The 26,922-nt window shown below is 67.5% G+C and carries 23 protein-coding genes; 6 read left to right on the top strand and 17 right to left on the bottom strand.

Annotated features, from left to right (window positions below; all coding sequences use genetic code 11):
- Positions 1–19 precede the first annotated feature (19 nt).
- From rnr to rlmB, 3 genes are all read left to right on the top strand, one after another.
- A complete protein-coding gene (gene rnr, locus AC10QF_RS01045) occupies positions 20–2,497 on the top strand; it encodes a ribonuclease R (RefSeq protein WP_494541582.1) in 2,478 nt (825 codons plus the stop codon).
- Positions 2,498–2,591: 94 nt separating this feature from the next.
- A complete protein-coding gene (locus tag AC10QF_RS01040; protein WP_494541581.1) occupies positions 2,592–3,074 on the top strand; it encodes a GFA family protein in 483 nt (160 codons plus the stop codon).
- Positions 3,075–3,222: 148 nt separating this feature from the next.
- Positions 3,223–3,966 (top strand): 23S rRNA (guanosine(2251)-2'-O)-methyltransferase RlmB, encoded by a 744-nt coding sequence (gene rlmB / locus AC10QF_RS01035; RefSeq protein ID WP_005408775.1) that lies wholly within the window; start codon positions 3,223–3,225, stop codon positions 3,964–3,966.
- A 132-nt stretch (positions 3,967–4,098) separates the two neighbouring features.
- Here the strand turns inward: rlmB and AC10QF_RS01030 are convergent, their stop codons facing one another.
- From AC10QF_RS01030 to AC10QF_RS01020, 3 genes are read right to left on the bottom strand one after another with little or no spacing between them, the layout of a single operon-like run.
- Positions 4,099–5,538 carry an efflux transporter outer membrane subunit gene (locus tag AC10QF_RS01030; protein ID WP_494541580.1) on the bottom strand — a complete coding sequence of 480 codons (1,440 nt, stop codon included), beginning with the start codon at positions 5,536–5,538 and terminating at the stop codon, positions 4,099–4,101.
- Complete coding sequence (locus AC10QF_RS01025) at positions 5,535–7,493, bottom strand: MacB family efflux pump subunit (protein WP_053499927.1); 1,959 nt, start codon at positions 7,491–7,493, stop codon at positions 5,535–5,537. The genes AC10QF_RS01030 and AC10QF_RS01025 overlap by 4 nt, the downstream gene beginning before the upstream one ends.
- Positions 7,490–8,731 (bottom strand): efflux RND transporter periplasmic adaptor subunit, encoded by a 1,242-nt coding sequence (locus AC10QF_RS01020; RefSeq protein ID WP_032954055.1) that lies wholly within the window; start codon positions 8,729–8,731, stop codon positions 7,490–7,492. The genes AC10QF_RS01025 and AC10QF_RS01020 overlap by 4 nt, the downstream gene beginning before the upstream one ends.
- A 204-nt stretch (positions 8,732–8,935) precedes the next feature.
- Between AC10QF_RS01020 and AC10QF_RS01015 the strand changes: the two genes are divergently transcribed.
- From AC10QF_RS01015 to AC10QF_RS01005, 3 genes are all read left to right on the top strand, one after another.
- Positions 8,936–9,664, top strand: coding sequence for a response regulator (locus AC10QF_RS01015; RefSeq protein WP_005415886.1), 729 nt, complete (start codon positions 8,936–8,938; stop codon positions 9,662–9,664).
- A 6-nt stretch (positions 9,665–9,670) separates the two neighbouring features.
- Positions 9,671–11,080, top strand: coding sequence for an ATP-binding protein (locus AC10QF_RS01010; RefSeq protein ID WP_494541579.1), 1,410 nt, complete (start codon positions 9,671–9,673; stop codon positions 11,078–11,080).
- Between the two features lie 176 nt (positions 11,081–11,256).
- Positions 11,257–14,283, top strand: a complete 3,027-nt coding sequence (locus AC10QF_RS01005; protein WP_069137973.1) for a ligand-binding sensor domain-containing diguanylate cyclase — start codon at positions 11,257–11,259, stop codon at positions 14,281–14,283.
- Between the two features lie 333 nt (positions 14,284–14,616).
- Here AC10QF_RS01005 and rnt read toward each other — a convergent pair whose 3' ends face one another.
- From rnt to AC10QF_RS00935, 14 genes are all read right to left on the bottom strand, one after another.
- Positions 14,617–15,201: a ribonuclease T gene (gene rnt / locus AC10QF_RS01000; RefSeq protein ID WP_005408782.1), complete on the bottom strand. Its 585-nt coding sequence runs from the start codon at positions 15,199–15,201 to the stop codon at positions 14,617–14,619.
- Between the two features lie 234 nt (positions 15,202–15,435).
- Positions 15,436–15,957 (bottom strand): HvfX family Cu-binding RiPP maturation protein, encoded by a 522-nt coding sequence (locus tag AC10QF_RS00995; protein WP_065177416.1) that lies wholly within the window; start codon positions 15,955–15,957, stop codon positions 15,436–15,438.
- 25 nt (positions 15,958–15,982) lie between these two features.
- Positions 15,983–16,738 carry an HvfC family RiPP maturation protein gene (locus AC10QF_RS00990; protein WP_069137972.1) on the bottom strand — a complete coding sequence of 252 codons (756 nt, stop codon included), beginning with the start codon at positions 16,736–16,738 and terminating at the stop codon, positions 15,983–15,985.
- Positions 16,731–17,606: an HvfB family MNIO-type RiPP peptide maturase gene (locus tag AC10QF_RS00985; protein ID WP_069137971.1), complete on the bottom strand. Its 876-nt coding sequence runs from the start codon at positions 17,604–17,606 to the stop codon at positions 16,731–16,733. The genes AC10QF_RS00990 and AC10QF_RS00985 overlap by 8 nt, the downstream gene beginning before the upstream one ends.
- Positions 17,593–17,946, bottom strand: a complete 354-nt coding sequence (locus AC10QF_RS00980; RefSeq protein WP_069137970.1) for a hypothetical protein — start codon at positions 17,944–17,946, stop codon at positions 17,593–17,595. Before AC10QF_RS00980 ends, AC10QF_RS00985 begins: the two co-directional genes overlap by 14 nt.
- 238 nt (positions 17,947–18,184) lie before the next feature.
- Entirely contained in the window at positions 18,185–18,892 is a 708-nt protein-coding gene (gene phoU, locus AC10QF_RS00975) for a phosphate signaling complex protein PhoU (protein WP_005415893.1), read from the bottom strand.
- 76 nt (positions 18,893–18,968) lie between these two features.
- Positions 18,969–19,799 (bottom strand): phosphate ABC transporter ATP-binding protein PstB, encoded by an 831-nt coding sequence (pstB, locus tag AC10QF_RS00970; RefSeq protein WP_005408788.1) that lies wholly within the window; start codon positions 19,797–19,799, stop codon positions 18,969–18,971.
- Between the two features lie 19 nt (positions 19,800–19,818).
- Entirely contained in the window at positions 19,819–20,682 is an 864-nt protein-coding gene (pstA, locus tag AC10QF_RS00965) for a phosphate ABC transporter permease PstA (protein ID WP_069137969.1), read from the bottom strand.
- Positions 20,682–21,650, bottom strand: coding sequence for a phosphate ABC transporter permease subunit PstC (gene pstC / locus AC10QF_RS00960; protein WP_012479635.1), 969 nt, complete (start codon positions 21,648–21,650; stop codon positions 20,682–20,684). Before pstC ends, pstA begins: the two co-directional genes overlap by 1 nt.
- 82 nt (positions 21,651–21,732) lie before the next feature.
- Complete coding sequence (pstS, locus tag AC10QF_RS00955; RefSeq protein WP_494541578.1) at positions 21,733–22,821, bottom strand: phosphate ABC transporter substrate-binding protein PstS; 1,089 nt, start codon at positions 22,819–22,821, stop codon at positions 21,733–21,735.
- A gap of 408 nt (positions 22,822–23,229) precedes the next feature.
- On the bottom strand, positions 23,230–24,246 hold the full coding sequence (gene pstS / locus AC10QF_RS00950; protein ID WP_005415897.1) for a phosphate ABC transporter substrate-binding protein PstS: 1,017 nt from the start codon (positions 24,244–24,246) through the stop codon (positions 23,230–23,232).
- A gap of 222 nt (positions 24,247–24,468) precedes the next feature.
- A complete protein-coding gene (locus AC10QF_RS00945) occupies positions 24,469–25,680 on the bottom strand; it encodes an OprO/OprP family phosphate-selective porin (protein ID WP_049411264.1) in 1,212 nt (403 codons plus the stop codon).
- Between the two features lie 196 nt (positions 25,681–25,876).
- Complete coding sequence (nth, locus tag AC10QF_RS00940; protein ID WP_334271802.1) at positions 25,877–26,566, bottom strand: endonuclease III; 690 nt, start codon at positions 26,564–26,566, stop codon at positions 25,877–25,879.
- The gene (locus AC10QF_RS00935) at positions 26,566–26,919 is read right to left on the bottom strand and encodes a hypothetical protein (RefSeq protein ID WP_005415900.1); all 354 of its coding nucleotides are present in this window, start codon (positions 26,917–26,919) and stop codon (positions 26,566–26,568) included. The genes nth and AC10QF_RS00935 overlap by 1 nt, the downstream gene beginning before the upstream one ends.
- Between the last annotated feature and the right edge of the window lie 3 nt (positions 26,920–26,922).

Genomic DNA, 26,922 nt, shown 5'->3' with positions numbered 1-26,922 from the left:
ACGGCTACCATGTAGGGCGATGACTACCAAAAAACCAAGCAAGGGCGGGAGCAAGTCCCGCAGCCAATCCCGCAGCCAAGGCCCGAAGAAGGGCCCGAAGGCGGGCGCAGCCCGCACCACCAAGCCGGGCAAGCCGTTGCCGGGCTGGTTCCCCGAATTGAATGAAGGCGGTGCGCCGCCACGCGGCCGCAAGGTCCGCACCGCTGATGCGGCAGCGCCCGGCCCGGCCCCGGGCCGCAAGCTGCCGCCGGCCGGCAAGGTGATCGACGATCCCTATGCCGCCCGCGAAGCCGAGAAATACGAACAGCCCATCGCCAGCCGCGAGGCCATCCTGGCCCTGCTGGAGCGTTGCGAAGGGCCGCAGACCGCCGAGGAACTGGGTGCACGCCTGGGCCTGACCGCACCGGATCGGGCCGAGGCGCTGTCGCGCCGGCTTGGTGCCATGGTCCGCGATGGCCAACTGGTGCAGAACCGCCGCGGCGGTTTCGCCCCGATCCAGACCCTGAACCTGGTTACCGGCGTGGTGATCGCCAACCCGGAAGGGTTCGGTTTCCTGCGTCCGGTCGAGGGTGGCGACGACCTGTTCCTGCCGCCGTATGAAATGCGCAAGGTGATGCACGGCGACAAGGTGCTGGCCCGCGTGACCGGCATCGACCACCGTGGCCGTCGCGAAGGCAGCATTGCGCGCGTGCTCGAACGCGGCATGACCCGCCTGATCGGCCGCTTCAGCGTCGAGATGGGGATCAATTACGTGGTACCTGACGACAAGCGCGTGCAGCGCAACGTGCAGGTGCCGCCGGACCAGACCGGGGGCGCGCGTGATGGCCAGCTGGTGGTCTGCGAACTGACCCAGGCACCGGACAGCCGCCGTCCGCCGATCGGCCGCATCATCGCCGTGCTGGGCGACAAGCTGACCGCATCGCTGGTGGTGGAGACCGCCATCCACGGCCACGAGCTGCCGTTCGAGTTCCCGCAGGAGGTGCTGGACGAAGCCGCCTCGGTGCCGATGGTGGTCGAGCCGGCAATGATCGGCGACCGTGTCGACCTGCGCAGCACGCCGCTGGTTACCATTGACGGCGAGGATGCCAAGGACTTCGACGACGCGGTGTACTGCGAGCCGAATGCCGATGGCTTCCGCCTGGTGGTGGCCATTGCCGATGTTTCGAACTACGTGCGCCCCGGCACGCCGCTGGACGAGGAAGCGCAGAAGCGTGCGACTTCGGTCTACTTCCCCGGCTTCGTGGTGCCGATGCTGCCGGAGACCCTGTCCAACGGCATCTGCTCACTGATGCCCAAGGTCGACCGCATGTGCTTCGTCTGCGACATGCAGATCGATCGTGACGGCCTGGTCACGCATTCGCGCTTCTACGAGGCCGTGATGAATTCGCACGCGCGCCTGACCTACACCCAGGTGTGGAAGGCGGTGGGCGAGGATGATGCCGATACCAAAGCGTGGATGGGTGAGCTGTTGCCGCAGGTGCAGCGCCTGCACCAGCTGTACAAGGTGCTGTCCAAGGCACGTGCCAAGCGCGGTGCCATCGAGTTCGAAAGCAGCGAGGTACGCTTCGTGCTGGACAACCGTGGTGAAGTCACCCAGGCCGGCATGCTGGTGCGCAACGACGCGCACAAGCTGATCGAGGAATGCATGATCGCGGCCAATGTGGAGGCGGCGAAGTACCTGCTGTCGCGCCACGTGCCGGCGCCGTACCGCATCCACGAGAAGCCGCCGGAAACCAAGTACGCCGACCTGCTGGAATTCCTCAAGGAGTTCAAGCTGAGCCTGCCACCGTGGTCGAAGGTGCGCCCGGGTGACTACACCAAGCTGCTGAAGAAGATCCGCGACCGCCCCGATGCGACGCTGCTGGAGTCGGTGTTGCTGCGCAGCCAGAGTCTGGCGATCTACAGCCCGGAGAACCACGGCCACTTCGGCCTGGCGCTGGAGGCCTACGCGCACTTCACCTCGCCGATCCGTCGCTATCCCGACCTGCTGGTGCACCGCGCGATCAAGCATGCGCTGTCCGGCAAGCCGCTGGACAAGTTCACCTACAACGCCCGCGAGATGGCCGCGCTGGCGCTGCAGTGTTCCGAGCGTGAGCGCCGTGCCGACGAGGCCGAGCGCGAGGTCGACGAGCGTTACCGCGCGGCGTGGATGGAAAAGCACGTGGGCGGCCAGTTCGACGGCGTGATCAGCGGCGTGACCAGCTTCGGCCTGTTCGTGGAACTGGACGAGTCGAAGGTGCAGGGCTTGGTCCACGTGACCCAGCTGCCGCAGGACTATTACAAGTTCGACGCGACCCGCAAGACGTTGACCGGCGAGCGCCGCGGCGGCAGCTACCGGCTGGGTGACCGCGTGCGCATCCTGGTGCTGAAGGCCAGCATGGAAGAACGCAAGATCGACTTCCGCCTGGTGGAACACAAGGGTGAGGACGAGGGCGATGGCCTGCCGCCGCTGCCTGAGCGGGGCAAGCCGGCCAAGCGGAAGAAAGAGAACTATTGATGACCGTGGTAGTGCCGGCCGCTGGCCGGCATCCATGGCACCCTCGGCACCGACGGGTTGCCGGCCAGCGGCCGGCACCACCAGGAGACATCGCATGCAAGGCCAACCCGAATACAGCGGCGGCTGCCAGTGCGGCGCGATCCGCTTCCACGTGCGTGGCGCGCTGACCGACAGCTCGATCTGCCACTGCCGCATGTGCCAGAAGGCCTTCGGCGCCTACTACGCGCCGCTGGTGTCGGTACGCGGTGTGCAGTTCAGCTGGACCCGCGGCCAGCCGCGCTATTTCCAGTCGTCCAACGTGGTGCGGCGTGGCTTCTGCGCCGACTGCGGCACGCCATTGACCTACGAAGCGCCCGATGGCGTGGCGGTGGCTGCCGGCGCGTTCGACGAACCCGAACGCCTGCCTCCGACGATCCAGTACGGGGTCGAGCGCAAGCTGCCCTTCGTCGACGGCCTGGCCAGCCTGCCCGTACGGCGTACCGAGGAGGACATCGCGGCCCTGGACTTCCTGGCCACGATCGTGTCCCACCAGCACCCCGACCACGACACGCCGCACTGGCCACCGCGCAGCCGGTGACGCACCTGTAGCGCCGTCTCCACGCTGTCGCCGCAGGCTGAACCCAGGACAGCCGAGCGCAGGCTCGGCTGTACAGGGAGGCGGGGCGCGGCAGCGCCCGGACCGCCGATGCTCTACCATAGCCACCCCCTTTCCGGTCCCCGCCCGCATGAGCAAGAACAGCCAGTGGATCGTCGGCGTCAACGCCGTCGCCTCCTCCATCGAGAACGACGCCGAGAACGTCCGCGAAGTGCTGGTCGAGGCCGGTGCGAAGAACCCGCGCCTGACTGAGATCGAGGAAAACGCCCGCCGCAAGGGCATCGACGTGCGCAAGGTGAACAGCCAGGCGCTGGACGGTGTGGGGGGCTCGGTGCGCCACCAGGGCGTGGCCGCGCGCTATGCCGCCGCCCGCACCTACAGCGAGAACGAGCTGGAAGGCCTGGTCACTGCGGCCGAGGGCAAGGCGCTGCTGCTGGTGCTGGATGAGGTGCAGGACCCGCACAACCTGGGTGCCTGCCTGCGCTCGGCGGCTGCGGCCGGTGCGACTGCAGTGATCATCCCCAAGGACAAGTCGGCCACGGTCAACGCGACCGTGCGCAAGACCTCGGCCGGCGCCGCCGACCTCATCCCGGTGGTGGCGGTAACCAACCTGTCGCGCTGCCTGAAGGACCTGCAGAAGCAGGGCGTGTGGATCTACGGCCTGGCCGGCGAAGCCACCGCGTCGCTGTACCAGCTGGACCTGAAGGGCAACATCGCGCTGGTGCTGGGCGGCGAAGCCGACGGCCTGCGCCGCCTGACCCGCGAGAACTGCGATGGCCTGGTCAAGATCCCGATGCCGGGCGAGATCGAGAGCCTGAATGTCTCCGTCGCCGCCGGCGTCAGCCTGTTCGAGGCCGTGCGCCAGCGCGGTTGATCCGCCGGCGCGACGTGATCGGGGTCAGATCCCTCTTCGCAGGCGAGGGATCCGACCCCTTTTCCATGTGCCGTGTCGACCAAGGTCGACACCTACCGGTAGTCGCCAACCTTGGTTGGCGCTCTTGCCGCCTCAGCCCGCGCTGCCACCCAGTGCCTTGAACAGGGTCACGTCGTTGTTCAGCTGGCCCTGGCGCACGCGCGCCAGCGACAACTCTGCATCGCGCCGGGTCTGCTGCGCTTCCAGCCAGGTGCGCAGATCGGTAGCACCCACGCGATAACGCACTTCCTGCGCGCGCTCCACTTCCACCGCTTCCTCGTACGAAGCCTGCGAGGCAGCGACCTGGCGCGCCAGCTGCTCGCGCGCGGACAGTGCGTTGTCCACTTCCGAGAGCGCGGTGTACAGCGTCTTGCGGAAATTGGTCGCGGCGATCTGATAGCTGGTGCCGGCGATATCGGTATCCAGCTGCGCGCGCTGCAGGTTGAGGAATGGCAGCGAAAGGCCGGCACCCAGCGTGGCCACCGGATTGCGCAGTACATCGCCCAGCGAGGTCGCACTGGAACCGAGGCTGCCGGTCAGGCTCAGCGCCGGGTAGTACTGGGTGGCGGTGACCTTGATGGTCTTCAGGCTGTTGCGCAGGCGGAGTTCTGCCGCGCGCAGGTCGGGGCGGCGGCCGAGCAGGTCGGCCGGCAGCCCCTCGACAATGCGCGGGCTGCGTGCGCCCAGCAGGTCCTGCGGTTCGTCCTGCTGGGGCCAGGGCGTGCCGTCCAGCAGCACGGTCAGTGCGTTGCGCACCTCCACCCGCTGCTGTTCCAGCGCGCTCTGCGAGGCGCGCTGCGATTGCAGGTTCTGCAGCGCCTGGCGCACTTCCAGACGCGATACCGCACCGGCGTCGAAGCGGGCCTGCACCAGTTCGCGGGTGCGCTCCAGCCGCTCCAGGTTGGCCTGGCCGGTGGCGAGCGACTGGTTCAGGTAGGCCAGGTTCCAGTACTGGGTGATGGTGTCGCTGATCACCAGCAGGGCGGTATTCTGCCGGTCTTCCTCGCTGGCTTCGGCTTCCCAGCGGGCGATGTCGCGCTGGGTGCGCAGGCGTCCCCACAGATCGACCTCCCAGCCCAGCGAAACGCCGGTGGAGTAGCTGCGGCGCCAGTCGTCGGCCTGGTCGGTGGCGCGGCTGGCATTGCCGCTGACGCCCGATGACGAAGGCTGCGGCCACAGCGCGTTGCTGGCCAGGCCGGCCTGCAGGCGCGAACGCTGCACGGCCAGGCCGGCGGCGGCCAGGTCGCTGTTGGCGGCCAGCGCCTGCGCCACCAGGCGGTCCAGGCGGTCATCGCCGAAGCCGGTCCACCAGGTGTCCTGGCGGATGTCGTGGCCCGGTGTGTCCAGGCTGCTGCGCGGGTCGTCGGCCGGTGCGTTGAGGGTGGCATCGCCACGCCCATACTGGGCCGCCACATCGGGATCGGCCACCGGATAGCGGCCGACAGAGGCGCAGCCAGACAGGGCGAGCAGAACGGCACCCGCCAGCAGCCGGCGCGAAGGGGCAGGGAAGGGCAGTCGGGTCATCATCTTCATTCGCGTGCCAGGGCCTCCACCGGGTCAAGCTGCGCGGCATTGCGCGCGGGCAGGAAGCCGAACGCCACGCCGATCAGGGTCGAGCAGGCGAAGGCGGCAATGATCGAGGCGGTGGAGAACAGCACCTGGAAGTCGCTGGCGAAGCGGCCGATCATCGAGCCCAGCAGCAGGGCCAGGCCGATGCCGAGCACGCCACCGAGCAGGCAAACCAGCACCGCTTCGATCAGGAACTGCTGGCGGATATCACTTTGTCGTGCACCGACGGCCATGCGCACCCCGATCTCTCGGGTGCGCTCGGTCACCGACACCAGCATGATGTTCATCACGCCGATGCCGCCGACCAGCAGCGCGATGGCGGCGATGGCACCGATCAGCAGGGTCATCGTGCGCGTGGTCTGCTCGATGGTGTCGCGGATCTCCGCGCTGTTGCTGAGGAAGAAATCCTCGGTGCCGTGGCGCATCGTCAGCAGGCGGGTGATCGCTTCCTGAGCGGCATCCATCGGTGTGTTGTCGTCCACGCGCACGGTGATGCTGGAGACATGGCTCTGGCCGAGCATGCGCGACATCACCGTGGTGTAGGGCACCCAGACGCTGAGGCTGGTGCTGCCACCGAAACCGAAACTCTGGCGCTTGGCCACGCCGACCACGCGTGCCGGCACGTTGCCGAGCAGGATCACCTGGCCGACCGGGTCGACATCGGGGAAGAACTGGGTCTGGGTGTTTTCGTCGATCACCGCTACCTGGCCGAGGCCCCTCACGGCATCGGCATCAAAGAAGCTGCCGCTGAGCAGGGTTACCCCCTTGACCCGGAAGAACTGCTCGCCGACGCCGCTGACCTGGGCGGTCGACGACTGGTTGCGATAACGCGCGGTGACCGAGGTCGATACGCTGGGGGTGGCGCTGTCCACATAGCTCTGCTTTGCCAGTGCATCGGCATCGCTGGCCTTGAGCGTCTGCACCCGGGCCGAGCGCATGTCGCCGAAACCACGGCCGGGATAAACGTCGATGGTGTTGGTGCCGAGCGCGCTGATGTTCTGCAGGATCTGCTGCTGCGAGCCATTGCCCAGCGCCACCACCGAGACCACCGAGGCGATGCCGATGATGATGCCGAGCATGGTCAGGAAGGTGCGCAGGCGATGGGCGTTCATCGCCAGCAGCGCCATGCGGAACGCTTCGGTGAAGCGGTCGCGGGCCGCCCGCCAGCTGTTGCCGTGGGCGACGCCGGTACTGGCTTCGCGCTGGGCGCGGTAACTCGGCGCATCCGGATTGGCGCGGTCGGCAATGATCTCGCCATCGCGGATCTCGATGATGCGCTGTGCGTGCTGGGCCACGCTCATGTCGTGGGTGACGATGATGATGGTGTGGCCTTCGGCATGCAGTTCGCCGAGGATCGCCATCACTTCCTCACCGGATTTCGTATCGAGCGCGCCGGTGGGTTCGTCGGCCAGGATCACCTCGCCGCCGTTCATCAGGGCGCGTGCGATCGACACGCGCTGCTGCTGGCCACCGGAAAGCTGGCCTGGCTTGTGATGCATGCGGTCGCCCAGGCCCAGCCGCTGCAGCAGTTGCTCGGCACGCGCGTTGCGCACCGGGCCGGGACTGCCGGCATACACCGCCGGCACTTCCACGTTGCCGCGCGCGTCGAGGTCGCCGAGCAGGTGGTAGCGCTGGAAGATGAAACCAAAATGCTCGCGGCGCAGTTCGGCCAGTTCGTCCGGCTCCATCTTTCCGGTTTCGCGGCCGGCCACCTGGTAGCTGCCGCGGGTGGGACGGTCGAGGCAGCCGAGGATGTTCATCAGCGTCGACTTGCCGGAGCCGGACTGGCCGACGATGGCGACCATCTCGCCGGCGTGGATGTCGAGATGGACGTCGCGCAGTACGGCGATCACATCGTCGCCGGCCGGGAATTCACGTCGCAGGTCGCGCAGCCGCAGCAGCGGCGCCGTCGTGCTCATCGGCGCCCCATGCCCGGGCCGCCGACCCGCATCTGCATGCCGCCGCGGTTGCCGCCGCCGGCGCTGGCACCGGCCGCACCGGCTTCGCCGACCACCACGCGCTCGCCTTCCTTCAAGCCGGACAGGATCTCGGCCGAGGCGCCGTTGTTGATGCCGACGGTGACCTTGCGCGGCTGCGGCTGGCCCTTCTCGTCCAGCACCCGCACCATCCGCTCATCGCCACGGCGCTTCGGTCCCAGTGCCACCGCCGGCACCATCAGCACGCCCTTGGCCTGCTTGAGCAGTACCGAGACCTGCGCGGTCATGTCGATGCGCAGCGTGCCGTCCGGGTTTTCCACATCAAACAGCGCGTTGTAGTAGACCGCGCTGCTGGAGCTGGAGCTGGAGGAGCTGCTGGAGCTGGACGAATTCTCGTTGGCGATCGAGGCCGGCGCCGGATTGATCTGGCGCAGCGTGGCGTGATACTTGCGGTCCGGGTCGCCCAGGGTGGTGAAGTACACCGGCATGCCGGGCTTGATCTTGACCACGTCGGCCTCGGAGATCTCGGCATTGACGGTGACCACGTCCAGCCGCGCCAGCATGACGATGGTCGGTGCGGTCTGGTTGGCGTTCACGGTACGGCCTTCCTCGGCCACCACCGCGACCACGGTGCCGTCCATCGGCGCGGTGATGCGGGTGTAGGCCAGGTTGGCGCGGGCGGTGCCCAGCTCGGTTTCGCGGCCCTTGATCTGCGCCTCGTAGGACTGCAGCTGGGCGCGGGCGGTCTTCAGCTGTGCTTCTGCGGCATCGTATTCCTGGCGCGAGGTGGCTTCGGCGGCCAGCATCTGCTGCTGGCGCGCGAACTCCAGTTCGGCCTGGCGCAGGGTGGCTTGCTGCACCGCGCGCTGGGCGGTGACCTGGTCCAGCGAGGCCTGCGCGTTGAGCACCTGGTTCTGCTGGGTGGTGGCATCGATCTCGGCGATCAGGTCGCCTTCCTTCACGGTGTCGCCCAGCTGTACCTTCAGCGATTTGATCTGGCCCGAGGCCTGCGCACCGACGCTGACCAGCTTGTAGGCGTCGATCACGCCGGTGGCATCCACCGTTTGTTCGATGTCACCGCGGCTGACCGGCGACGTTGCCACCGCCGGGGCGGCGGGCTTGCGCAGCAGCCACCAGGCGGTCGCGGCGACGATCAGGGCGAGCAGGGCGATCAGCATCAGGCGACTCCGGCGGGTCGCTGGCAGCAGGCGGAACGTCACGTCGTGGCTTCACTCTCGAGGCCGCGAGGGCGGCGTTGGTGGGCATTGTGAAGACCGGGCGATGGACGGCTCAATCCTCGGGGTATGTCTGTATGTAACACTGTCGGTGAACAGGCGTAACCACAGGTATCCCGCCCGCGGGTGGATACACTGGTACGCATTGCCCCGGATGCGGTTCAGCTGCCGACACGGGATGATCGCGACATGGAGACTGAAAACCCGATGCATCGACTGCTGATCGTCGACGACGACAACGACATCCGCACGCTGCTGGCCGAGCAGCTCGGCCGCGCCGGCTACCAGGTGAGCACTGCGGCCGATGGCACCGCCATGCGCCAACTGCTGGACCGCGAGCACGTGGACCTGATCGTGCTGGACCTCAACCTGCCGCGCGAGGATGGTCTGACCCTGTGCCGTGACCTGCGTGCACGTTCGAACACGCCGGTGATCATGCTGACCGCGCGCGCCGAGCCGATCGACCGCGTGCTGGGCCTGGAAATGGGCGCCGACGACTACCTGGCCAAGCCGTTCGAGCCGCGCGAGCTGCTGGCGCGCATCCGCAACGTGCTGCGCCGGACCGAGGCGCTGCCGGCCAACCTGGAACCACTGGCGGTACGCCGCGCGCGTTTCTCGCGCTGGGTATTCGACCTCGAGCATCGCCACCTGGTCGATCCGGATGGCCGCGTGGTGGTGCTGTCCGGCGCCGAGTTCCGCCTGCTGCGGGTGTTCATCGCCCACGCCAACAAGGTGCTGTCGCGCGAGCAGCTGGTCGCGCTCAGCAGTGGCCGCAACTACGAGGCTCAGGACCGCGCGATCGACCTGCAGGTCAGCCGCCTGCGCAACAAGCTGGGCGACGATGGTGGCCCGGATGGACTGATCAAGACCGTGCGCAACGAAGGCTACGTGCTTGCCTCGTCGGTCAACCTGGAATAAACCGCGATGACGCGCCTGCGCCATTTCCTGTCCTCGATGGTCGGGCGGTTGTTCGTGATCCTGCTGCTGGGCATGGCGGTGGCTGCGATCGGCGCGACCATGCTGGCCACCTCCAAGCGCCAGCAGGAGTTCGAGCGGCAGAACCTGAACCGCATCGCCGACCGCCTGCAGGGCTACGTCAACCTGCTGGACGGCAATCCGGAGCTGCGCGAGCGCCTGCTGGCGATCGGCGGGCCGAGCGTGCGCGCGCTGCAGCCGGGCGCACGCCTGGGGCGTGCCGACACGGCGCTGATGGAAGTGCTGGAAGACCGCCCCGGGCCGGTGTCGCGCGCGCACGTGCACTTCGCTTCGTTCCGCTCCTGCATTCCCAAACTGCAGGAGCTGCTGCCGCCGCCGCCGCCGGGCCACCGGCGGCCGCCGCGCGAACGCGACCCCGCGTTCATCCCGCCCAAATGCCGCGCGGTGGACGTGACCCTCAACGACGGCACGCTGCTGAAGCTGGCGCTGGACTCGCCGGCGGTGGCGCACAACGGCATCCTCGCCGTGGACCCATGGTTCCTGACCCTGCTGGTGCTGGCGATTGCCGTGCTGGCCTATATCGTCGCGCGCATGGCCAGCGCGCCGCTGCAGGAACTGGCCGCAGCCGCAGAAGACCTTGGCGATGACCTGCAGCGCGACCCGTTGCCACTGCGCGGGCCGCGCGAAGTGCAGCGTGCCGCCGAAGCCTTCAACGCCATGCAGCACCGCCTGCAGCGGCACCTGGCCGAACGCACGCAGATGCTGGCGGCGATCACCCACGACCTGCAGACGCCGCTGACACGGCTGCGCCTGCGCCTGGAGAATGTCAGCGACGAGACCCTGCGTGAGCGCCTGATCGGCGACCTGGCGGCGATGCAGGCGCTGGTGCGCGAGGGCCTGGAACTGGCGCGCAGCGCCGAGAGTGCCGAGCAGCGCGCCGCACTTGACCTGGATTCGCTGCTGGAGAGCATTGTCGAGGACGCCGCCGAAGGCGGCGGTGATGTGGTCTTCGAAGGGGGCAGTGGTTCGGTGCTGATGTTGCGTCCGTTAGCCATGCACCGGCTGTTCTCCAACCTGGTGGACAACGCGGTGATGTACGCGCAGCGGGCACGGGTGCGGGTTGAGCGCAGCGGCGGTGCGATTACCGTGGTGGTGGCCGATGACGGCCCGGGCCTGGCCGAAGAGCAGCTGGAGGCGGTGTTCGATCCGTTCGTGCGGGTGGAGACCTCGCGTTCGCGCGAAACCGGCGGGGCCGGCCTGGGCCTGACCATCGCGCGCGCCCTGGCCGAGAAGGACGGTGCCCGGCTGTGGCTGCGCAACCGGGCCGAAGGTGGCCTGGAGGCGGTGGTGCAGTGGCCGGCCAGTGCCCAGGTGGTGGCGCCCGGCCGCGCCGGCTGAGTCGGCGCGCTGCGGACGGTGACGCCGGGGCCGGGGTTTGGCCTATCATCTGCGCATCTCCCCAGTCTCCCCCCGATGAGCCAGCCCGTTCCTGCCGGCATGCCATTGCACGCTGCCCGGCTGTTCCCGCACGCTGCCGCGTCCTGCAGCCGCACCTGGCCGCCGCCGCTGCGGTGATGGGCGGGCAGGGGGACAAGAGGCGCTGGGTGGAGCGCCGCGCATCAGGATTCAGGCGGGCACTGCGGCAGGGCCTGTTGTGGCTGCTGCTGGCCCTTGCTCTGCCGTTGGCTGCGCAGGAAGGCGCGCCCCCGCTGCGCGACTACGCCATCGATGTATGGACCTCGCGCAACGGCCTGCCGCACAACTCGCTGCGCGACATCGCGCAGACGCCGGAAGGCCATCTCTGGTTCGCCACCTGGGAAGGGCTGGTGCGCTACAACGGCCTGGATTTCACCGTGTTCGACCGCAGCACGCGCCCGGGCCTGCGCGACAACGGCATCGGCGCCCTGTTCGTCGACCGCCAGGGCGGACTGTGGATCAGTGATTCGCGCGGCAACGTCAGCCACCGTGGCAGTGATGGCCAATGGCGGGTGTGGGAGCACCAGGCCGATACGCCGCAGGTGCTGATCCAGTCCATGCAGATGGACAGCCAGGGGCGGCTGTGGCTGCTGTACGAAGGCAAGGGCATCGGCTACCTGACGCCGGACAGCGGCATTGTCTACCAGGCGCCGGCGGCGGACCTGCCGATGGCGATGAGCTTCACCAGGCTGGTGGTCGATGCGCAGGACCGGGTCTGGGTCGGTACGCTGGACGGGCTGGTGCTGCGCGACAACGATGGCGTGCTCAAGCGCGCCCCCGCCGCATGGGGGCTGGGTGCCGGCAGTGGCCTGTCGTGGCCCTACCGTGCGCCGGATGGCGCGTTGTGGATCGTCGCCGGTGAGCGCCTGTACCGGGTGGAGGACGACCAGCTGGTGCTGGTGCACCGCCTGCCGGGCCAGCTGCACATGACCTCGATGCTGCAGGACCGGCACGGTGACCTGTGGCTGGGCACCGAGAACCAGGGCCTGCTGCGCATCTCCGCACATGGCCTGGAGCGACTGCCGGCCGGTCTGAACCTGCCGGGCGGACGCGTGGTCAGCCTGCGCGAGGATGCCGAAGGCAGCATCTGGGTGGGCGCCAACGGCGGGCTCTATCGCCTGCGCGAAACACTGTTCAGCAGCTACACCGAGCGCGATGGGCTCAGTGGCGATTACGTGCGCACGGTATTCGAGGATCGCGATCGCCAGCTGTGGGTCGGGAGCGCCAGCGGGCTTGACATGCGGACCGCGGACGGCCGTTTCCGGGCGATGCCGCTGCACAACCGCGGCGGCAAGGCACCTTCGGTGCTGAGCCTGGCACAGGGGCCGGACGGTGACCTGTGGGTCGGAACCTTCGGCGATGGGGTCTACCGGCTCGGCCGTGACGGCCACCTGCGCCACAACTACGCGGCAGCCGACGGCATGCCGGGTGGCAACATCCGTGCGATCAGCGTTGATTCCCAGGGCGTGGTCTGGGCCGGCACGCAGAAGGGCGTGGTGCGCATCGACGGCGACCATGTGCAGGTCTCGAACGTGCCGGGCATGCCCGGCGGTCTGATCACCGCGCTTGAGCATGACCATCAGGGCAACCTGTGGATCGGCACCATCGAAGGCATCCGCGTGCTGCGCGGCGACCACGTGCAGTCGATCGACCTGGCGCCGCTGGGCGGTGGCCGCAGCGTGTTCGGCTTCCACCAGCTGGGCGACGCGATGTGGATCAGCAGTGATCGTGGCCTGTACCGTTGGCGCAACGGTGCGCTGGCGCGGGTCGGCCTGGAGCAGGGCATGCCGGTGGATGCGGTGTTCCAGCTGGTGCCGGATCGCCTTGGCAATGTGTGGATCAGCAGCAATCGCGGCGTGTTGCGCACCGATATGGCCACCCTCAACGCCGTGGCCGATGGCCGCACGCCGCGGGTGGGGGTGGAGCGTTACAACGAGATCGACGGCATGGCCAATGCACAGGCCAACGGCAGCTCCAGCCCATCGGCGATCCTGCGCCAGGACGGCACGTTCTGGGTGGTCACCGCAGGCGGCCTGAGCACGGTCGACCCGCAGCGCCTGCAGCGTTTCCGCGAGCGGCCATCGCCGCCGGCCGCGATCGAGAGCGTGCAGGTGGATGGCGCGCCGGTGCATTGGGAAGGGCGAGATCGCAACCATATTCCCGGGGGGCGCCGGTTGGCGGTGAGCTATGTCGGCCTGAGCTATCTGATGTCCGACCGGATCCGCTACCGCACGCGGCTGGACGGGCTGGATGCCGGCTGGGTCGAGCGCGGCCCGCAGCGCAGCGTCGAGTTCGTCGGCCTGCCGCCGGGCGACTACACCCTGCATGTGGCGGCCGCCCATCCCGGCGGCAGCTGGGGCCAACAGGAGGCGGTGTGGAGCTTCACCGTGGAACCGTTCTGGTGGCAGCGCCGCAGCGTGCAGGTGCTGGCGGGAATGCTGCTGCTGGCTGGACTGGTGGCGCTGTACCGGCTGCTGCTGCAGCAGCTGAAGGCCAGCAACCTGCGCCTGGCACGGCGGGTGGACGAAGCGACCTTCGACCTGCAGGCCAAGACGGTGCACCTGCAGGCGCTGAACCAGGAAAAGACCGAACTGGCCGAGCGCCTGGCGCGCCAGGCCGAAGCCTTCGAGCGGCAGGCCCGCGAGGATGCCCTGACCGGCCTGGCCAATCGCCGCGCCTTCGACGAAACGCTGGCGCGTGACTTCGCCCGGTCACAGCGCAGTGGTCATCCGTTGTGCCTGGTGGTGCTCGACATCGATCACTTCAAGGAGGTCAACGACCGCCACAGCCACAGCATCGGCGATGCCGTGCTGGTGCAGGTGGCGTCATTGATCGCAGCGGCCTGCCGCGACTCCGACCTGCCGGCGCGCACCGGCGGCGAAGAGTTCGCGCTGCTGCTCAACGACACCCGCCTGGAGGAAGCCGCACAGCTGTGCGCGCGCCTGCGTGGCCTGTTCCATGATCATCCCGATTGGGGCGGCGTGGCGGGCCTGCGTGTCACCTTCAGCGCGGGCCTGGTAGAGCTGGATGCCGACGACCGCACCCCGGCGCTGCTGTACCAGCGCGCCGACCGCGCGCTGTACCGCGCCAAGAGCGACGGCCGCGATCGCACGAGTATTGGTTGATCGCATCCACGCATGGCGTGGATCTACTGGTGTTGTCGTACCACCCGGGGGTGCCGACCAACGGTCGGCACCCACCAGAGAAGTGACCCAGTGAGCGGCAGCCCCCAACGAGCGCAGCGACCCGCTGTTGCTCCCGCTTTTTCTGATCTTTCCGTGGCGCTCGCTGGAAACTGTCCGTGGCCGGGCGGGTGGGCTGCGCAGGGGCGTGAGCCGCATGGATGCGGCGACCGAGCTTACAGGGACGTACTTGCAGCGTCCCCTGCGCAGTCCACCCGCCCGGCCCTACCAGGAATCGCTGTCAGCCCGCCACGAGGGGCTCCGCCGTTGGCTGCGTTAGCGCGGCCAGGCGTTGGCGATGGTGCAGAACAGCCGCGCGGTCTGCTCGGTGTCATACACCGCGCTGTGTGCCTCGTTGGCATCCCAACCCAGCCCGGCGGCGGTGGCCGCACGCGCCAGCACGGTCTGACCGTAGGCGATACCGGCCAGGGTGACCGTGTCGAACACGCTGAACGGGTGGAATGGGTTGCGCTTGTGGCCGGTGCGGGCCACGGCCGCGTTGACGAAGCCGAGGTCGAAATGGGCGTTGTGGCCCACCAGGATCGCGCGCTGGCAGCCGTACTTCTTCATCGCCGCACGCACCGGAGTGAAGATGTGGTCCAACGCCGCTTTTTCTTCCTTGGCCAGCCGGAACGGGTGGTCGAGGATGATCCCGGTCACTTCCAGCGACTTCGGGTCGATCTCCAGGCCCTCGGCCGGGACCACGTGGGCACTGGCGGTCTGGCCGGGGTAGAGCAGGCCGTTCTCGTCCATCTCGATCGGCACCGCAGCGATTTCCAGCAGCGCATTGCGCTGGCTGTCGAAGCCGCCGGTTTCCACATCCACCACCACCGGCAGGAAGCCGCGGAAGCGTTGTGACATCGCGCGCTGCGCCTGGGGTACTGCGGAATCGGGAGCGGCGGCAGGTGCGGAGGGGGAGTCAGTCATGCGTGAATTCTAGCAGAGCGACCCTGAGCGCCCGGCCAGCTTTCTGTGCATGGGCTCCCTGCGTGGGCGTGTGTCGACCAAGGTCGACACCTGCCGGGCACCGCACGCTCTGGATTCCGGTAGGTGCCAACCTTGGTTGGCACACGGCGCGCCAACCACGGTCGGCATCTAGCGCACCGCAGGCCGTGCCGTCGTGACCGATGGCTGCCACCGGGCCAACCAGGCGTCCACGCTCAGCTTGCCGGCGCCAGTGAAGATCAGCGGCAGCAGCATGGCCATGAACAGCACCGGCAGCTTGAAGTTGCCGTAGCCCTGGTCGCTGATGGCATACCCCATCGCGAGGTCACCCAGCGAATTCCATTGCATCGGCCAATGCACCGCATAGGTCGCCACCACGGTCAGCACCAGCAGGCTGGCGGCGGCGAAACGGGTGCCGAAACCAAACAGCAGGCAGGCCGCGCCGACCAGTTCGAACCAGATGGCCAGCTGCCAGTTCAGGGCAGCAGGCAGTTGGTTGAACGGAAACGGGAAGGCGCCCTGCAGGTCGGCGAACCAGTTCTGGCCGTGCAGCTTCTCACGGCCGGATTCGAAGTATTCCCAGGCCAGCAGCACGCGCAGGCCCAGCGGCGCCAACCAGGGGGCGAGACGGTCCAGCCGGCCGCGCGCGGCGGCCAGGAGCGGCAGGTTCATCGTTGGATCTCCAGTGGAAAAGGCGTCAGGGCGGGGGTGCGAGCGGGCCGATCACGCCGGCCTGCAGGAACTGCAGCAGCAGTGCAGCACCGGGCTCGGCCAGTGCGTCTTCGGCCAGGCCGTGCGAGGTGGCCAGCTGCTGCAGGTACGTCTGTCCTTCCAGGCCGGGCCGTTCGCCGATGCTGGCCAGCAGGTGTACCGCCAGCGGGCTGAGCGCGGCGAATCGCACTTCACCGTCGGCTTCGCGGCGGACCAGCAGGCCGGTGGGTTCTGGAAGGGGCTGGGTCGGTGCATCCTCTGCACCGAGACGGTGCACCGGCCATTGGTACAGCAGCGGCCATGCCAGCGGCGAACGCCGCAGCGGCACCCGAAGTGGATCAGTATCGCCAGGCGCAGGGAGCGGTTCGGCCTGCAGCTGGTACAGCGCGGTTTCCACCCACTCGTAGTGGGCCAGTTCGGCCAGCGCCGGGTGCGGCAGCTGCGGCTGCGCCTGCAGCCACTGCACGAACTCGGCGGCCAGTTCGGTGAACAGCGGTGTCTGGCAGCGATGGGTGGCGAAGTAGTGGCGCACCAGGGCGCTCCAGGCCGGTTCGCCAAGCAGGCGCACGCAGACCGGGAAACCGTTGCTCAACAGGCCGAGCAGGTTGTTGAACAGCAGGTGCCGATATACCGCGACCCGGCGTGGCTCCAGTCCGGCCGGTGCGGGTACCGCCTGCGGGTTGCGCAGGTGCGCGGTGAAGGCGTGCTGCTGCGCGCGCAGGGTGTCGGCGGAATCAGCCATGTGCCGCCCTGGCATGTGTGGCCTGCAGGCGGCGGATGGTCTGCAGTTCGCCCTGCAGTTCTGCATACGGCGGGAAATTGAAATCGCGTTCGAGCAGGGTGGGACGCGGGCCGATGCGTGCATAGGTACGCGCCAGCAGCGCCCAGACCGGATCGATCACCGCGCTGCCGTGGGTATCGATCTTCAGGTCGGGTGCCTCGTCCAGGTGCCCGGCCACATGCAGGCAGACGATGCGCCGTGCAGGCAGGCCGGCGATGAAGGCATCGGCATCGTAGCCGTGGTTGCAGGCGTTGACGTAGACATTGTTGACGTCCAGCAGCAGGTCGCAGTCGGCTTCGGCAAGCACGGCATTGGTGAAGGCCAGTTCGTCCATCGCCGGCGCGGGTGCCAGGTAGTAGGACACGTTCTCCACTGCGATGCGACGGCCCAGCAGGTCCTGCACGCGGCTGATGCGCTGCGCGGTATGGCGCACGGCTTCGTCGGTAAAGGGAATCGGCAGCAGGTCGTACAGGTGGCCGTCGTCGCTGCAGTAGCTGAGGTGCTCGCTGTACAGCGGCACGCGGTGCTTTTCGAGGAACCGGCCGACCTGTTCCAGCAGCTGGGTATCCAGCGGTGCACTGCCGCCCAGCGACAGCGACAGGCCGTGGCAGCTCAGCGGATGGCGCTGCGCCAGTTCGGCAAGGGCATCACCGGCCGGGCCGCCGACATGGATCCAGTTCTCCGGTGCGCATTCGAGGAAGTCGAAGTCGCCTTCCGGGGCGTCACGCAGGTCCTGCAGCAGCGCCCGGCGCAGGCCCAACCCGGCGGCCGCCGCACGAAGCGGCGACCGCGGGTGGACGAGGCTGGCGCGGGCGTCAGTGCTTGCCACCGCACTTGCCTTCGCCGCACTTGCCTTCAGCCGACTTCGTGTCGCCGGCCTTGGCCTTGGCGCCCGCTGCGCCGGCAGCCTTGCCCTTGTCGGCACCGCACTTGCCTTCGCCGCTCTTGCCATCGGCACCACACTTGCCTTCGGCGTGCTTGGTCGCGTCAGCGGCCATCTTGGTGTCGGCGGCCTTGGCATCGGTGCTGGCCTTGGCTGCCTGGCCGGCCACAAGGTAGCCCTGGGCGAGGTCGCTCATGCTCAGGGCCGAGGCGCTGGCGGTCATGCCCAGGCCGGCGGCCAGGGCGGTAGCGGTCAGCAGGGACAGGGTCTTGTTGGAACTGCTCATCGGTCTTACTCCTGGGTGGTGGGCAGGTGCCCGGGGTGAATCGATGGTGCAGCGATCCTACTCAACGAATCCTCGCCAAGAACTCAAATTTTCGTGAGATTTGTTACAGAAGCATCCGGAAGGTCTGCGCCGGGCAAGCACGGCGCCCACAACGCGGGTGGAACACCGCAAAAAAAGAAAGGCCGCTGTCACAGGACAGCGGCCACCTTGGAGTCGACTCCGGTGTTGCAGTGCAGCGTCAGGGCTGGCCGGTGCTGGAGGTCTCGTCGCGCTTTTCACGCGGTGGCAGCGGCTGCTCGCCGTGCACCAGGAACCACACGTTCTCGGCGATGTTGGTGGCGTGATCGCCCACGCGCTCCAGGTTCTTGGCCATGAACAGCAGGTGGGTGCACGGGGTGATGTTGCGCGGGTCTTCCATCATGTAGGTGAGCAGCTCGCGGAACAGCGCGGTGTACTGGGCGTCCAGGCGGGCGTCGTCCTCGCGCAGTGCCAGCGCGGCCTCGGCATCGTTGTCGCGGTAGGCGGCGATGGCACGGCGCACCTGCTGCGCGGCCAGGCGGCCCAGCGCGCGCAGGCCCTGGATCTGCGGCAGCGGCGGCACCTTGCCCAGCGCGATCGAGCGCTTGGCCACGTTCGCTGCATAGTCGCCGATGCGCTCGATGTCGGCCGGGATGCGCAGGCCAGCCAGGATCTCGCGCAGGTCGCGCGCCATCGGCCCACGCAGCGCCAGGCGCATCACGTCGTGGCTGATCTGCTGCTCAAGCGCGTCGATCGCTTCGTCGTTGGCGATGATGCGATGGGCGGCGTTCTCGTCGCGCTTCTCGATCACGTCCATCGCCGCTTCGAGCTGGGCGACGGCCATCTCGCCCATGCGCACGATTTCGGCCACCAGGCGCTGCTGCTCCTCGTCGTAGCTCTTGACGATGTGGTCGTTGGGAAGGTTCATGGTTGTTCCGCTCTGTTGAGTCGAGCCATGCTCGACTGACGTTGTCTGGAGAGTCGAGCCACGCTCGACTGACGTTTCAGCCGAAGCGACCGGTGATGTAGTCCTCGGTCTGCCGCTGCGACGGCTGCGAGAAGATCACTTCGGTGCGGTCGTGCTCGATCAGGTCGCCCAGGTACATGAAGGCGGTGTAGTCGGACACGCGCGCAGCCTGCTGCATGTTGTGGGTGACGATCACGATCGTGTACTCGTGCTTGAGTTCTTCCACCAGCTGCTCGATGCGGCTGGTCGAGATCGGGTCCAGCGCCGAGGTCGGCTCGTCCAGCAGCAGCACCGACGGGCGCAGGGCGACGGCACGGGCGATGCACAGGCGCTGCTGCTGGCCACCGGACAGACCCAGTGCGCTCTGCCCCAGCTTGTCCTTCACTTCGTCCCACAGCGCGCCCTGGCGCAGCGCCTGCTCGACGCGGTCGGCCATATCGGCCTTGCTCAGCTTCTCGTGGTGGCGGATGCCGTAGGCCACGTTCTCGAAGATGGTCATCGGGAACGGCACCGGCTTCTGGAACACCATGCCGACCTTGCTGCGCAGGCGGTTCATCGGGTACTTCGGCGACAGGATGTTCTCGCCGTCCAGCAGCACTTCACCGCGCGCCTCCAGCTTCGGGTACAGCGCATAGATGCGGTTGAAGATGCGCAGCAGCGTGGACTTGCCGCAACCGGAAGGACCGATCAACGCGGTCACGCGCTTTTCCGGGATTTCCAGGTTGATGCCCTTCAGGGCGTGGAACTTGTCGTAGTAGAAGTCCAGTCCACGCGCAGCCAGCTTCACCGGCGACGGCGTGTGCAGGCTCTCGTGCGAGGACGGCACGGCGATGCGCTGCATCGGCACGGCGTTGGAAAGGTCGTTCATGGCGTTATCCACGGAAAGGTCAGTCATGGGAGATACGGTTGCGCAGCAGGATGCCGCGGGCGGCAAGGCTGACCAGCAGCACGAAGACAGTCAGCACCAGGGCACCGGCCCAGGCCAGTACCTGCCAGGATTCATACGGGCTGCCGGCGAACTGGTTCATCACCACCGGCACCGAAGCCATCGGCTGGAAGATGTTGTTGTTCCAGTACTGGTTGCCGAAGGCAGTGAACAGCAGCGGTGCGGTCTCGCCGGAGATGCGGGCCAGGGCCAGCAGGATGCCGGTGATGATGCCGGCCGACGCACTGCGGTACAGCACCTGCACGATCACCTTCCACTGCGGGATGCCCAGCGACAGGGCCGCTTCGCGCATCTGCGAGGGCACCAGGCGCAGCATCTCGTCGGTGGTGCGCACCACCACCGGCAGCACGATGAAGGCCAGCGACAGCGCACCGGCGAACGCCGAGAAGTTGCCGCCGGTCTGCATCACGTACAGCGTGTACACGAACAGGCCCAGCACGATGGACGGCGCCGACAGCAGGATGTCGTTGACGAAGCGGACCACGGTGCCGACCTTGCGGGCGTTGCCATACTCGGCCAGCCAGGTACCGGCCAGCACGCCCAGCGGGGTGCCGATGCCGATGGCCAGTGCACACATCACGGCACTGCCGAAGAAGGCGTTGGCGAGGCCGCCGTCCTGCATCGGCGGCGGGGTCATCTTGGTGAACAGATCCCAGTTGATGCCGGCCAGGCCCTTGGCAGCCAGGGTGAACAGGATCCAGCCCAGGAAGAACAGGCCGAACAGGGCGGTGGCGCAGGACGCAGTGATCGCAACGACGTTGCCGATGCGGCGGCGCAGGTACAGCGAATCAGCGGTGGTGGACATCAGTTGCCCTCCTTGCGGGACAGGCGCATCAGCATCAGGCGGGCGATGGCCAGCACCACGAAGGTGACGATGAAGAGGACGAAGCCGAGCAGCAGCAGGGCCGAACGGTAGGTTTCAGTGGCTTCGCCGAAATCATTGGCGATCAGCGCGGCGATGGTGGTGCCCGGTTCCAGCAGCGACGGCGACAGGCGCACGCTGTTGCCGATCACGAAGGCCACCGCCATCGTTTCGCCCAGCGCGCGGCCCAGGCCGAGGAAGATGCCGCCGATGACCGCCGAACGGGTGTAGGGCAGGACGATGTCCCAGCTCACTTCCCACTTGGTGGAGCCCAACGCGTAGGCCGATTCCTTCAGGCGGGTGGGCACGGTCAGGAACACCTCGCGCATCACCGAGGAAATGAACGGAATGACCATGATGGCCAGCACGAAACCGGCGGTGAGCATGCCGATGCCCAGCGGCGGGCCCTGGAACATCGGGCCGATGACCGGCCATTCGCCCAGGGTCTCGTTGAGGAACGGGGTCACGTACTCGGTCATCACCGGCACCAGCACGAACAGGCCCCACATGCCGTAGATGATCGAGGGAATGCCGGCCAGCAGTTCGATGGCGGTACCGACCGGGCCACGCAGCCAGCGCGGCGCGACCTCGGTGAGGAAGAAGGCGATGCCGAAGCTGACCGGCACGGCGATGACCATCGCGATGACAGCGGTGACCAGGGTGCCGTAGATCGGAGCCAGGGCGCCGAACTTGTTTTCGACCGGATTCCAGTCGGCGGAGAAGAAGAAGCTCAGCCCCTGCATCTGCAGGGCATGGCGACCGCCCCACAGCATCGACAGCGCGGCGCAGGCCAGGGCGATCAGTACGAAGATGACGGTGCCGACCAGCACCCATCGGAACAGTTTGTCGTTGCGGGCATCACGCGCATCACGCGTGGACGGGGCGGCTACAGGCTGGGCGATGGCATTCATGGGGACGGCTGGGCCAGGAAGGGGCGGGGCGGCACGGCGTGGAAGAGGCGGTGCCCGCGCGGGGCGGGCACCGTCGTGTCCGTCACTTCAGGTCGGTCGCCCAGTAGGCCTCGATCTGCTTGACCAGCTCGGCCGGCAGCGGCACGTAGTGCAGCTCGTTGGCCTGGGCCTGGCCGTTCTCGAAGGCCCACTTGAAGAAGGCCAGGGTGTCCTGGTTGCGCTTGGCGTCCTTCGGCTGCTTCTGCATCAGCATGAAGTTGGTTGCGGTGATCGGCCACGCCTGCTCGCCCGGGGCGTTGGTGATGACCAGGTTGAAGTCCTTGGCGCTGGCCCAGTCGGCGCTGGCGGCCGCCGCGGCGAAGGTCTCCGCGCTCGGCTCGACCCAGTTGCCGGCGGCGTTCTGCATGGCGGTGTACGGCATGCCGTTCTGCAGCGCGTAGGCGAGTTCGACGTAGCCGATCGAGCCCTTGATCTGCTTCACGTAGGACGCGACGCCTTCATTGCCCTTGCCGCCGACGCCGTCCGGCCACTGCACCGAGGTGCCTTCGCCGACCTTGCTCTTCCACTCCGGGCTGACCCTGGACAGGTAGTTGGAGAAGTTGAAGGTGGTGCCCGAACCGTCCGAGCGGTGGACCAGGGTGATCTTGCCGTCCGGCAGCTTCACGCCCGGGTTGGCGGCGACGATGGCCGGGTCGTTCCAGGTCTTGACCTTGCCCAGGAAGATATCGGCCAGCAGGGCGCCGCTCAGGCGGAGCTTGCCGGCTTCCAGGCCTTCGATGTTGACCACCGGCACCACGCCGCCGATGGCGGACGGGAACTGCGCCAGGCCGGCCTGGGCCAGCTCTTCGCTGCTCAGCGGCTTGTCGGAGGAACCGAAGTCGACGGTGCCGGCCTTGATCTGGGCGATGCCGCCGCCGGAACCGATCGACTGGTAGTTGATCTTGGCGCCGGTGCTGGCGTTGTAGTCAGCCGACCACTTGGAGACCAGCGGGAAGATGAAGGAGGCGCCCGCGCCGGATACTTCGGCGGTCACCTTGGCACCGGCGGCGGCCGGAGCGGCGGTACCGTCGGCAGCCGGCTGCTGCGCGGCCTGCTTGTCGCCACCGCAGGCCGACAGGCCCAGGGCGATGGCCAGGGAAAGGGCGGCAAGGCCGGCCGAGTGCAGTTTCATGGTCACTCCATAGCGGGGAAGAGCCGACGTGGTCGGCGGATGCGGCTATGAAATGATGTTTTTGTTACAGCCGTATTACGACCATGACAGAGGTGTCGAGGATCACGTTCTGACAAGGCTTTCACAGGGCTGGCGCCGATCCGGCCGGGGCCCGGAAACCCCGGATCTGCGCACCGATATGACGGCGGCTTGGTCCTTGCAGCGTCAATGCGCGACAGCTCCTCGCCCACGGTAGGTGCGGACCGTTGGTCCGCACGCTCCAGAGCGCAGCCGAGCGTCGGCTCGGCTCTACAGGGGCAGGTGCATCCCCGAAAACAAGAAGAGCGCGAGATCTCGAGGATCTCGCGCCCGGGTGGGAGCGGCGGGGGAGAGAGGACCCGCCGCTCCCGTTCCTGCGGGGGAACGCGCTTACTTCAGGTTCTGCGACCAGTAGGTCTCGATCTGGCGGACCAGGCTGTCCGGCAGCGGCACGTAGTCCAGCTGGCGGGCCTGGGCGTCGCCGTTCTTGTAGACCCAGCGGAAGAACTCCTGGGTCGCCTTGCCATTGGCAGCATTCTTCGGCGTCTTCTGCACCAGGATGAAGTTGGTAGCGGTGATCGGCCAGGACTCGGCGCCCGGCGCATTGGTCATCACCAGGTAGAAGTCGCGGGCGTTGGCCCAGTCGGCGCTGGCAGCGGCGGCAGCGAACGAGGTGTCGCTCGGCTGCACGAACTTGCCGGCGGCATTCTTCATCGCGGTGTAGGAGAGCTTGTTCTGCAGCGCGTAGGACAGTTCGACATAGCCGATGCCGCCCTTGATCTGCTTCACGTAGGCGGCAACACCTTCGTTGCCCTTGCCGCCGATGCCGGCCGGCCACTGCACCGAGGTGCCTTCACCGACCGAGCTCTTCCACTCCGGGCTGACCTTGGACAGGTAGTTGACGAAGTTGAAGGTGGTACCCGAGCCGTCCGAACGATGCACGACGGTGACCTTGGCGTTCGGCAGGGTCACGCCCGGGTTCAGTGCGGCGATGGCCGGGTCGTTCCAGGTCTTGATCTTGCCCAGGAAGATGTTGGCCAGCACGGCGCCGTCCAGCTTCAGGGCGCCCGGGGCGATGCCGGCCACGTTGACCACCGGCACCACGCCACCGATCACCGACGGGAACTGCGCCAGGCCTGCAGCAGCCAGGTCTTCCGGCTTCAGCGGCGCATCGGAAGAGCCGAAATCAACGGTCTTGGCCTTGATCTGGGCAATGCCGCCGCCGGAACCGATGGACTGGTAGTTGACCTTGTTGCCGGTTGCGGCGCTGTAGTCGGCCGACCACTTGGACATGACCGGGTAGATGAACGATGCGCCCGCGCCGGTGATGTCGGCGGCGTTGGCGGCGAACACGGACGATGCAGCCAGGATGGCGACAGCGGCGCGCGATTTGAAGGCGTGGATCACGGGGAGACTCCTGGGGTGGTGGTCGAAGGGCGGTTGCCCGACGTTTCGGTGCACATTCCATAACGGTTGCGTGACACGTCCGCGTCTGTCATATGACGCGGGCGTGACACGCGTCATGAGGGATGTCGCGTCCGCTGTGCCGGCAGCGCGGCACGGGTACCGCTGCAACGACGAAGGCACGGCCGGAGCCGTGCCTTCGCGGTTCAACGCAGGTGGCTGGGCTTACCAGAAGAACTGCGCGCGGGCTTCCAGGATGTTGGGATCGTCGTTGACGAAACCGCGCGCCGTGGAGCTGTACTTCTTGCTGTCGACCATCACGTAGTTGAGCATCAGCTTGAAGTTGGAACGCAGGTACCAGTTGGCGCCCACGGTCCAGATGTCCATCTTGCCGCCCAGCACGCCATCGACGATCGGCGGGCGACCGGCGACCGGATTGGCGGCGAGGTTGCCGTCATTGAGGTCCATGTGGTCGTAGCGCACGCCCAGCTGCCACTGGCCGCCGGCCGGGTTGTTCGGCAGGCCGGTGCCCGGAGTGCCGCCCTTGTAGCTCCAGGTCTCGCCGGTGACGTTCCACACGCCGCTGATGTAGTAGCCGTCGCTGGTGTAGTTGTCGTGGTCGTAGCGCTTGGCCTTGCTGGTGTAGTACTCGGCCTGGGCCTTGAACGGGCCCTGGAAGTACATCGCTTCGGCACCGATGGTGCTGACGCGGTCGGTGTCGGTCAGGTTGCCGCTGTCAACCAGGCGGGCAGTGGCGAGGTCGGCATTCGGACGCGCACGCACGCGCAGGGTGTCGGCGTCGGCGTCGTAGTTGACGTAGCTCAGACCGAAGTGCAGGACCTGGCCCTTTTCATTGATCGGGGCCCAGGTGCCACGCGCGCCGTAGCCGCTGCCGTGGGCCAGGTTGCGGGTCAGCTCGCGGCCGAAGGCGCTGGCGGTCACCGACCAGTTGTCCTGGCCGTAGCTGTACGCGCCGCCCAGGCGGCGGGCGATGGCATAGGTATTGGTGACCGCTGCCTTGGAAATGAAATCGTTGTTCTTGGTGCTGGACAGCTCTTCCAGGCTGTTGGGCTGCTTGAACTGGCCCAGCTGCAGGAAGTGGTTGGCGTTGCCCAGCAGCTTGTACTTCACGTTGGTGTCGAGGAACTTGTCGGCCTTGGCGTCATAGCCGACCACCCACTCCACGTTGCCCGGGCCCTTGCCCTTCAGCACCAGCTCGGCGCGACGCAGTTCGAATTCGCTGTTCTTGCCGTTGCCGGCGTCGCCACCGTTGAGGTCGACCACATCGTTGTGGAACCAGTTGCCGTCGGCCTGGACCAGGCCTTCGAAGGTGATTTCCGAACCGCCGATCACGTCGATGGCGACTTCGGCGTGTGCAGCCGGCACATACAGCGCAGCAGCCACGGCCACCGTCAGGAGTTGGTGATGCAGTTTCATGGAGAGGAGCCTTGCAGGCAGGTGGGAAGATGCGCGCAGGCTAGAAGGTAAAGATTGCGTAAATGTGACAGTTCACGCGCGGCAGACATCCGCCGCAGGCCCCGTCACGGCAGGGCCTGCCATTGAAACCGCTTGCGTATGACGCCCGGATTGCGACCCGGTTGCAGTAGAGCCACGCCCTGCGTGGATGCTGCCGTCACTCGGCCGTGGTCTTTTCCTTGAACCGGCACAGGTCGGCGATCACGCAGCCCGGGCAATCCGGCTTGCGCGCCTTGCACACATAACGTCCGTGCAGGATCAGCCAGTGATGCGCGTCGAGCAGGAACTCGGCCGGGATCACCTTCACCAGCTTGTCTTCCACTTCGCGCACGTTCCTGCCCGGCGCCAGTCCTGTGCGGTTGGCGACGCGGAAGATATGCGTGTCCACCGCCATCACCGGTTCGCCGAACGCGGTGTTGAGCACCACGTTGGCGGTCTTGCGCCCGACACCCGGCAGCGCTTCCAGCGCTTCGCGATCGCGCGGCACTTCACCGCCATGCTTCTCCAGCAGGATCGCGCAGGTGGCGATCACGTTCTTTGCCTTGGCATTGAACAGCCCGATGGTGGCGATGTACGGCTTCAGGCCATCCTCGCCGAGCGCAAGGATCTTCGCCGGCGTGTTGGCGACCGGGAACAGTCGACGCGTGGCCTTGTTGACGCCGACGTCGGTGGCCTGCGCCGACAACGCCACCGCTACCAGCAGCTCGAACGGCGAGCTGTACTCCAGTTCGGTCTTCGGGTGCGGGTTGAGTTCGCGCAGGCGGGTGAACATCTCCACCACGTCGGCGCGTGGCATCGTGCCGCCACGCCGCGCCGGGGCGCGTGCGGTCTTTTTCGTGGTGGCCATTACTGTTCCTTGCCACTGGCGCGGGCCTTGGCCCGGGCCAGAATCGCGGCTGCCGCAGCGGGCAGGGCGGGCTTCACGTCCGGGGCTGGTGCCGGAGTGCGACGTGCATCGCGCTCGGCCTCGCGGCGGGCCAGGCGCACCGCACGGGCACGGTAGCGTTCGCGTGCAGCCCAGGCCGCGCGCAGTTGCTGCTGGGCCTGGCACAGGCGTTGCGGAAGGTCGGGGTGGTCAGGCAGCAACCGGTCGTCGCCGGCACGGACGATGTAGTCCATCAGCCCGGCCTGCAGGGCACCATCGAGATCGTCTGCCTGGACCCGGGCGAACAACTGCGCGGGGTTGGGTCGGGATGCCATGGC

Source organism: Stenotrophomonas maltophilia complex sp. Om-AH-Sm3, assembly GCF_059337855.1.
The sequence above is the reverse complement of the archived record's forward strand: the minus strand, read 5'-3'. Positions and strand labels throughout refer to the sequence as shown.

Bases quoted from the DNA above. Each gene is read 5' to 3' on its own strand.
- rnr (WP_494541582.1), top strand. From the start codon at position 20: ATGACTACCAAAAAACCAAGCAAGGGCGGGAGCAAGTCCCGCAGCCAA.
- AC10QF_RS01040 (WP_494541581.1), top strand. From the start codon at position 2,592: ATGCAAGGCCAACCCGAATACAGCGGCGGCTGCCAGTGCGGCGCGATC.
- rlmB (WP_005408775.1), top strand. From the start codon at position 3,223: ATGAGCAAGAACAGCCAGTGGATCGTCGGCGTCAACGCCGTCGCCTCC.
- AC10QF_RS01030 (WP_494541580.1), bottom strand. From the start codon at position 5,538: ATGAAGATGATGACCCGACTGCCCTTCCCTGCCCCTTCGCGCCGGCTG.
- AC10QF_RS01025 (WP_053499927.1), bottom strand. From the start codon at position 7,493: ATGAGCACGACGGCGCCGCTGCTGCGGCTGCGCGACCTGCGACGTGAA.
- AC10QF_RS01015 (WP_005415886.1), top strand. From the start codon at position 8,936: ATGGAGACTGAAAACCCGATGCATCGACTGCTGATCGTCGACGACGAC.
- AC10QF_RS01010 (WP_494541579.1), top strand. From the start codon at position 9,671: ATGACGCGCCTGCGCCATTTCCTGTCCTCGATGGTCGGGCGGTTGTTC.
- AC10QF_RS01005 (WP_069137973.1), top strand. From the start codon at position 11,257: ATGGGCGGGCAGGGGGACAAGAGGCGCTGGGTGGAGCGCCGCGCATCA.
- rnt (WP_005408782.1), bottom strand. From the start codon at position 15,201: ATGTCACAACGCTTCCGCGGCTTCCTGCCGGTGGTGGTGGATGTGGAA.
- AC10QF_RS00995 (WP_065177416.1), bottom strand. From the start codon at position 15,957: ATGAACCTGCCGCTCCTGGCCGCCGCGCGCGGCCGGCTGGACCGTCTC.
- AC10QF_RS00990 (WP_069137972.1), bottom strand. From the start codon at position 16,738: ATGGCTGATTCCGCCGACACCCTGCGCGCGCAGCAGCACGCCTTCACC.
- AC10QF_RS00980 (WP_069137970.1), bottom strand. From the start codon at position 17,946: ATGAGCAGTTCCAACAAGACCCTGTCCCTGCTGACCGCTACCGCCCTG.
- phoU (WP_005415893.1), bottom strand. From the start codon at position 18,892: ATGAACCTTCCCAACGACCACATCGTCAAGAGCTACGACGAGGAGCAG.
- pstB (WP_005408788.1), bottom strand. From the start codon at position 19,799: ATGAACGACCTTTCCAACGCCGTGCCGATGCAGCGCATCGCCGTGCCG.
- pstA (WP_069137969.1), bottom strand. From the start codon at position 20,682: ATGTCCACCACCGCTGATTCGCTGTACCTGCGCCGCCGCATCGGCAAC.
- pstC (WP_012479635.1), bottom strand. From the start codon at position 21,650: ATGAATGCCATCGCCCAGCCTGTAGCCGCCCCGTCCACGCGTGATGCG.
- pstS (WP_494541578.1), bottom strand. From the start codon at position 22,821: ATGAAACTGCACTCGGCCGGCCTTGCCGCCCTTTCCCTGGCCATCGCC.
- AC10QF_RS00945 (WP_049411264.1), bottom strand. From the start codon at position 25,680: ATGAAACTGCATCACCAACTCCTGACGGTGGCCGTGGCTGCTGCGCTG.
- nth (WP_334271802.1), bottom strand. From the start codon at position 26,566: ATGGCCACCACGAAAAAGACCGCACGCGCCCCGGCGCGGCGTGGCGGC.
- AC10QF_RS00935 (WP_005415900.1), bottom strand. From the start codon at position 26,919: ATGGCATCCCGACCCAACCCCGCGCAGTTGTTCGCCCGGGTCCAGGCA.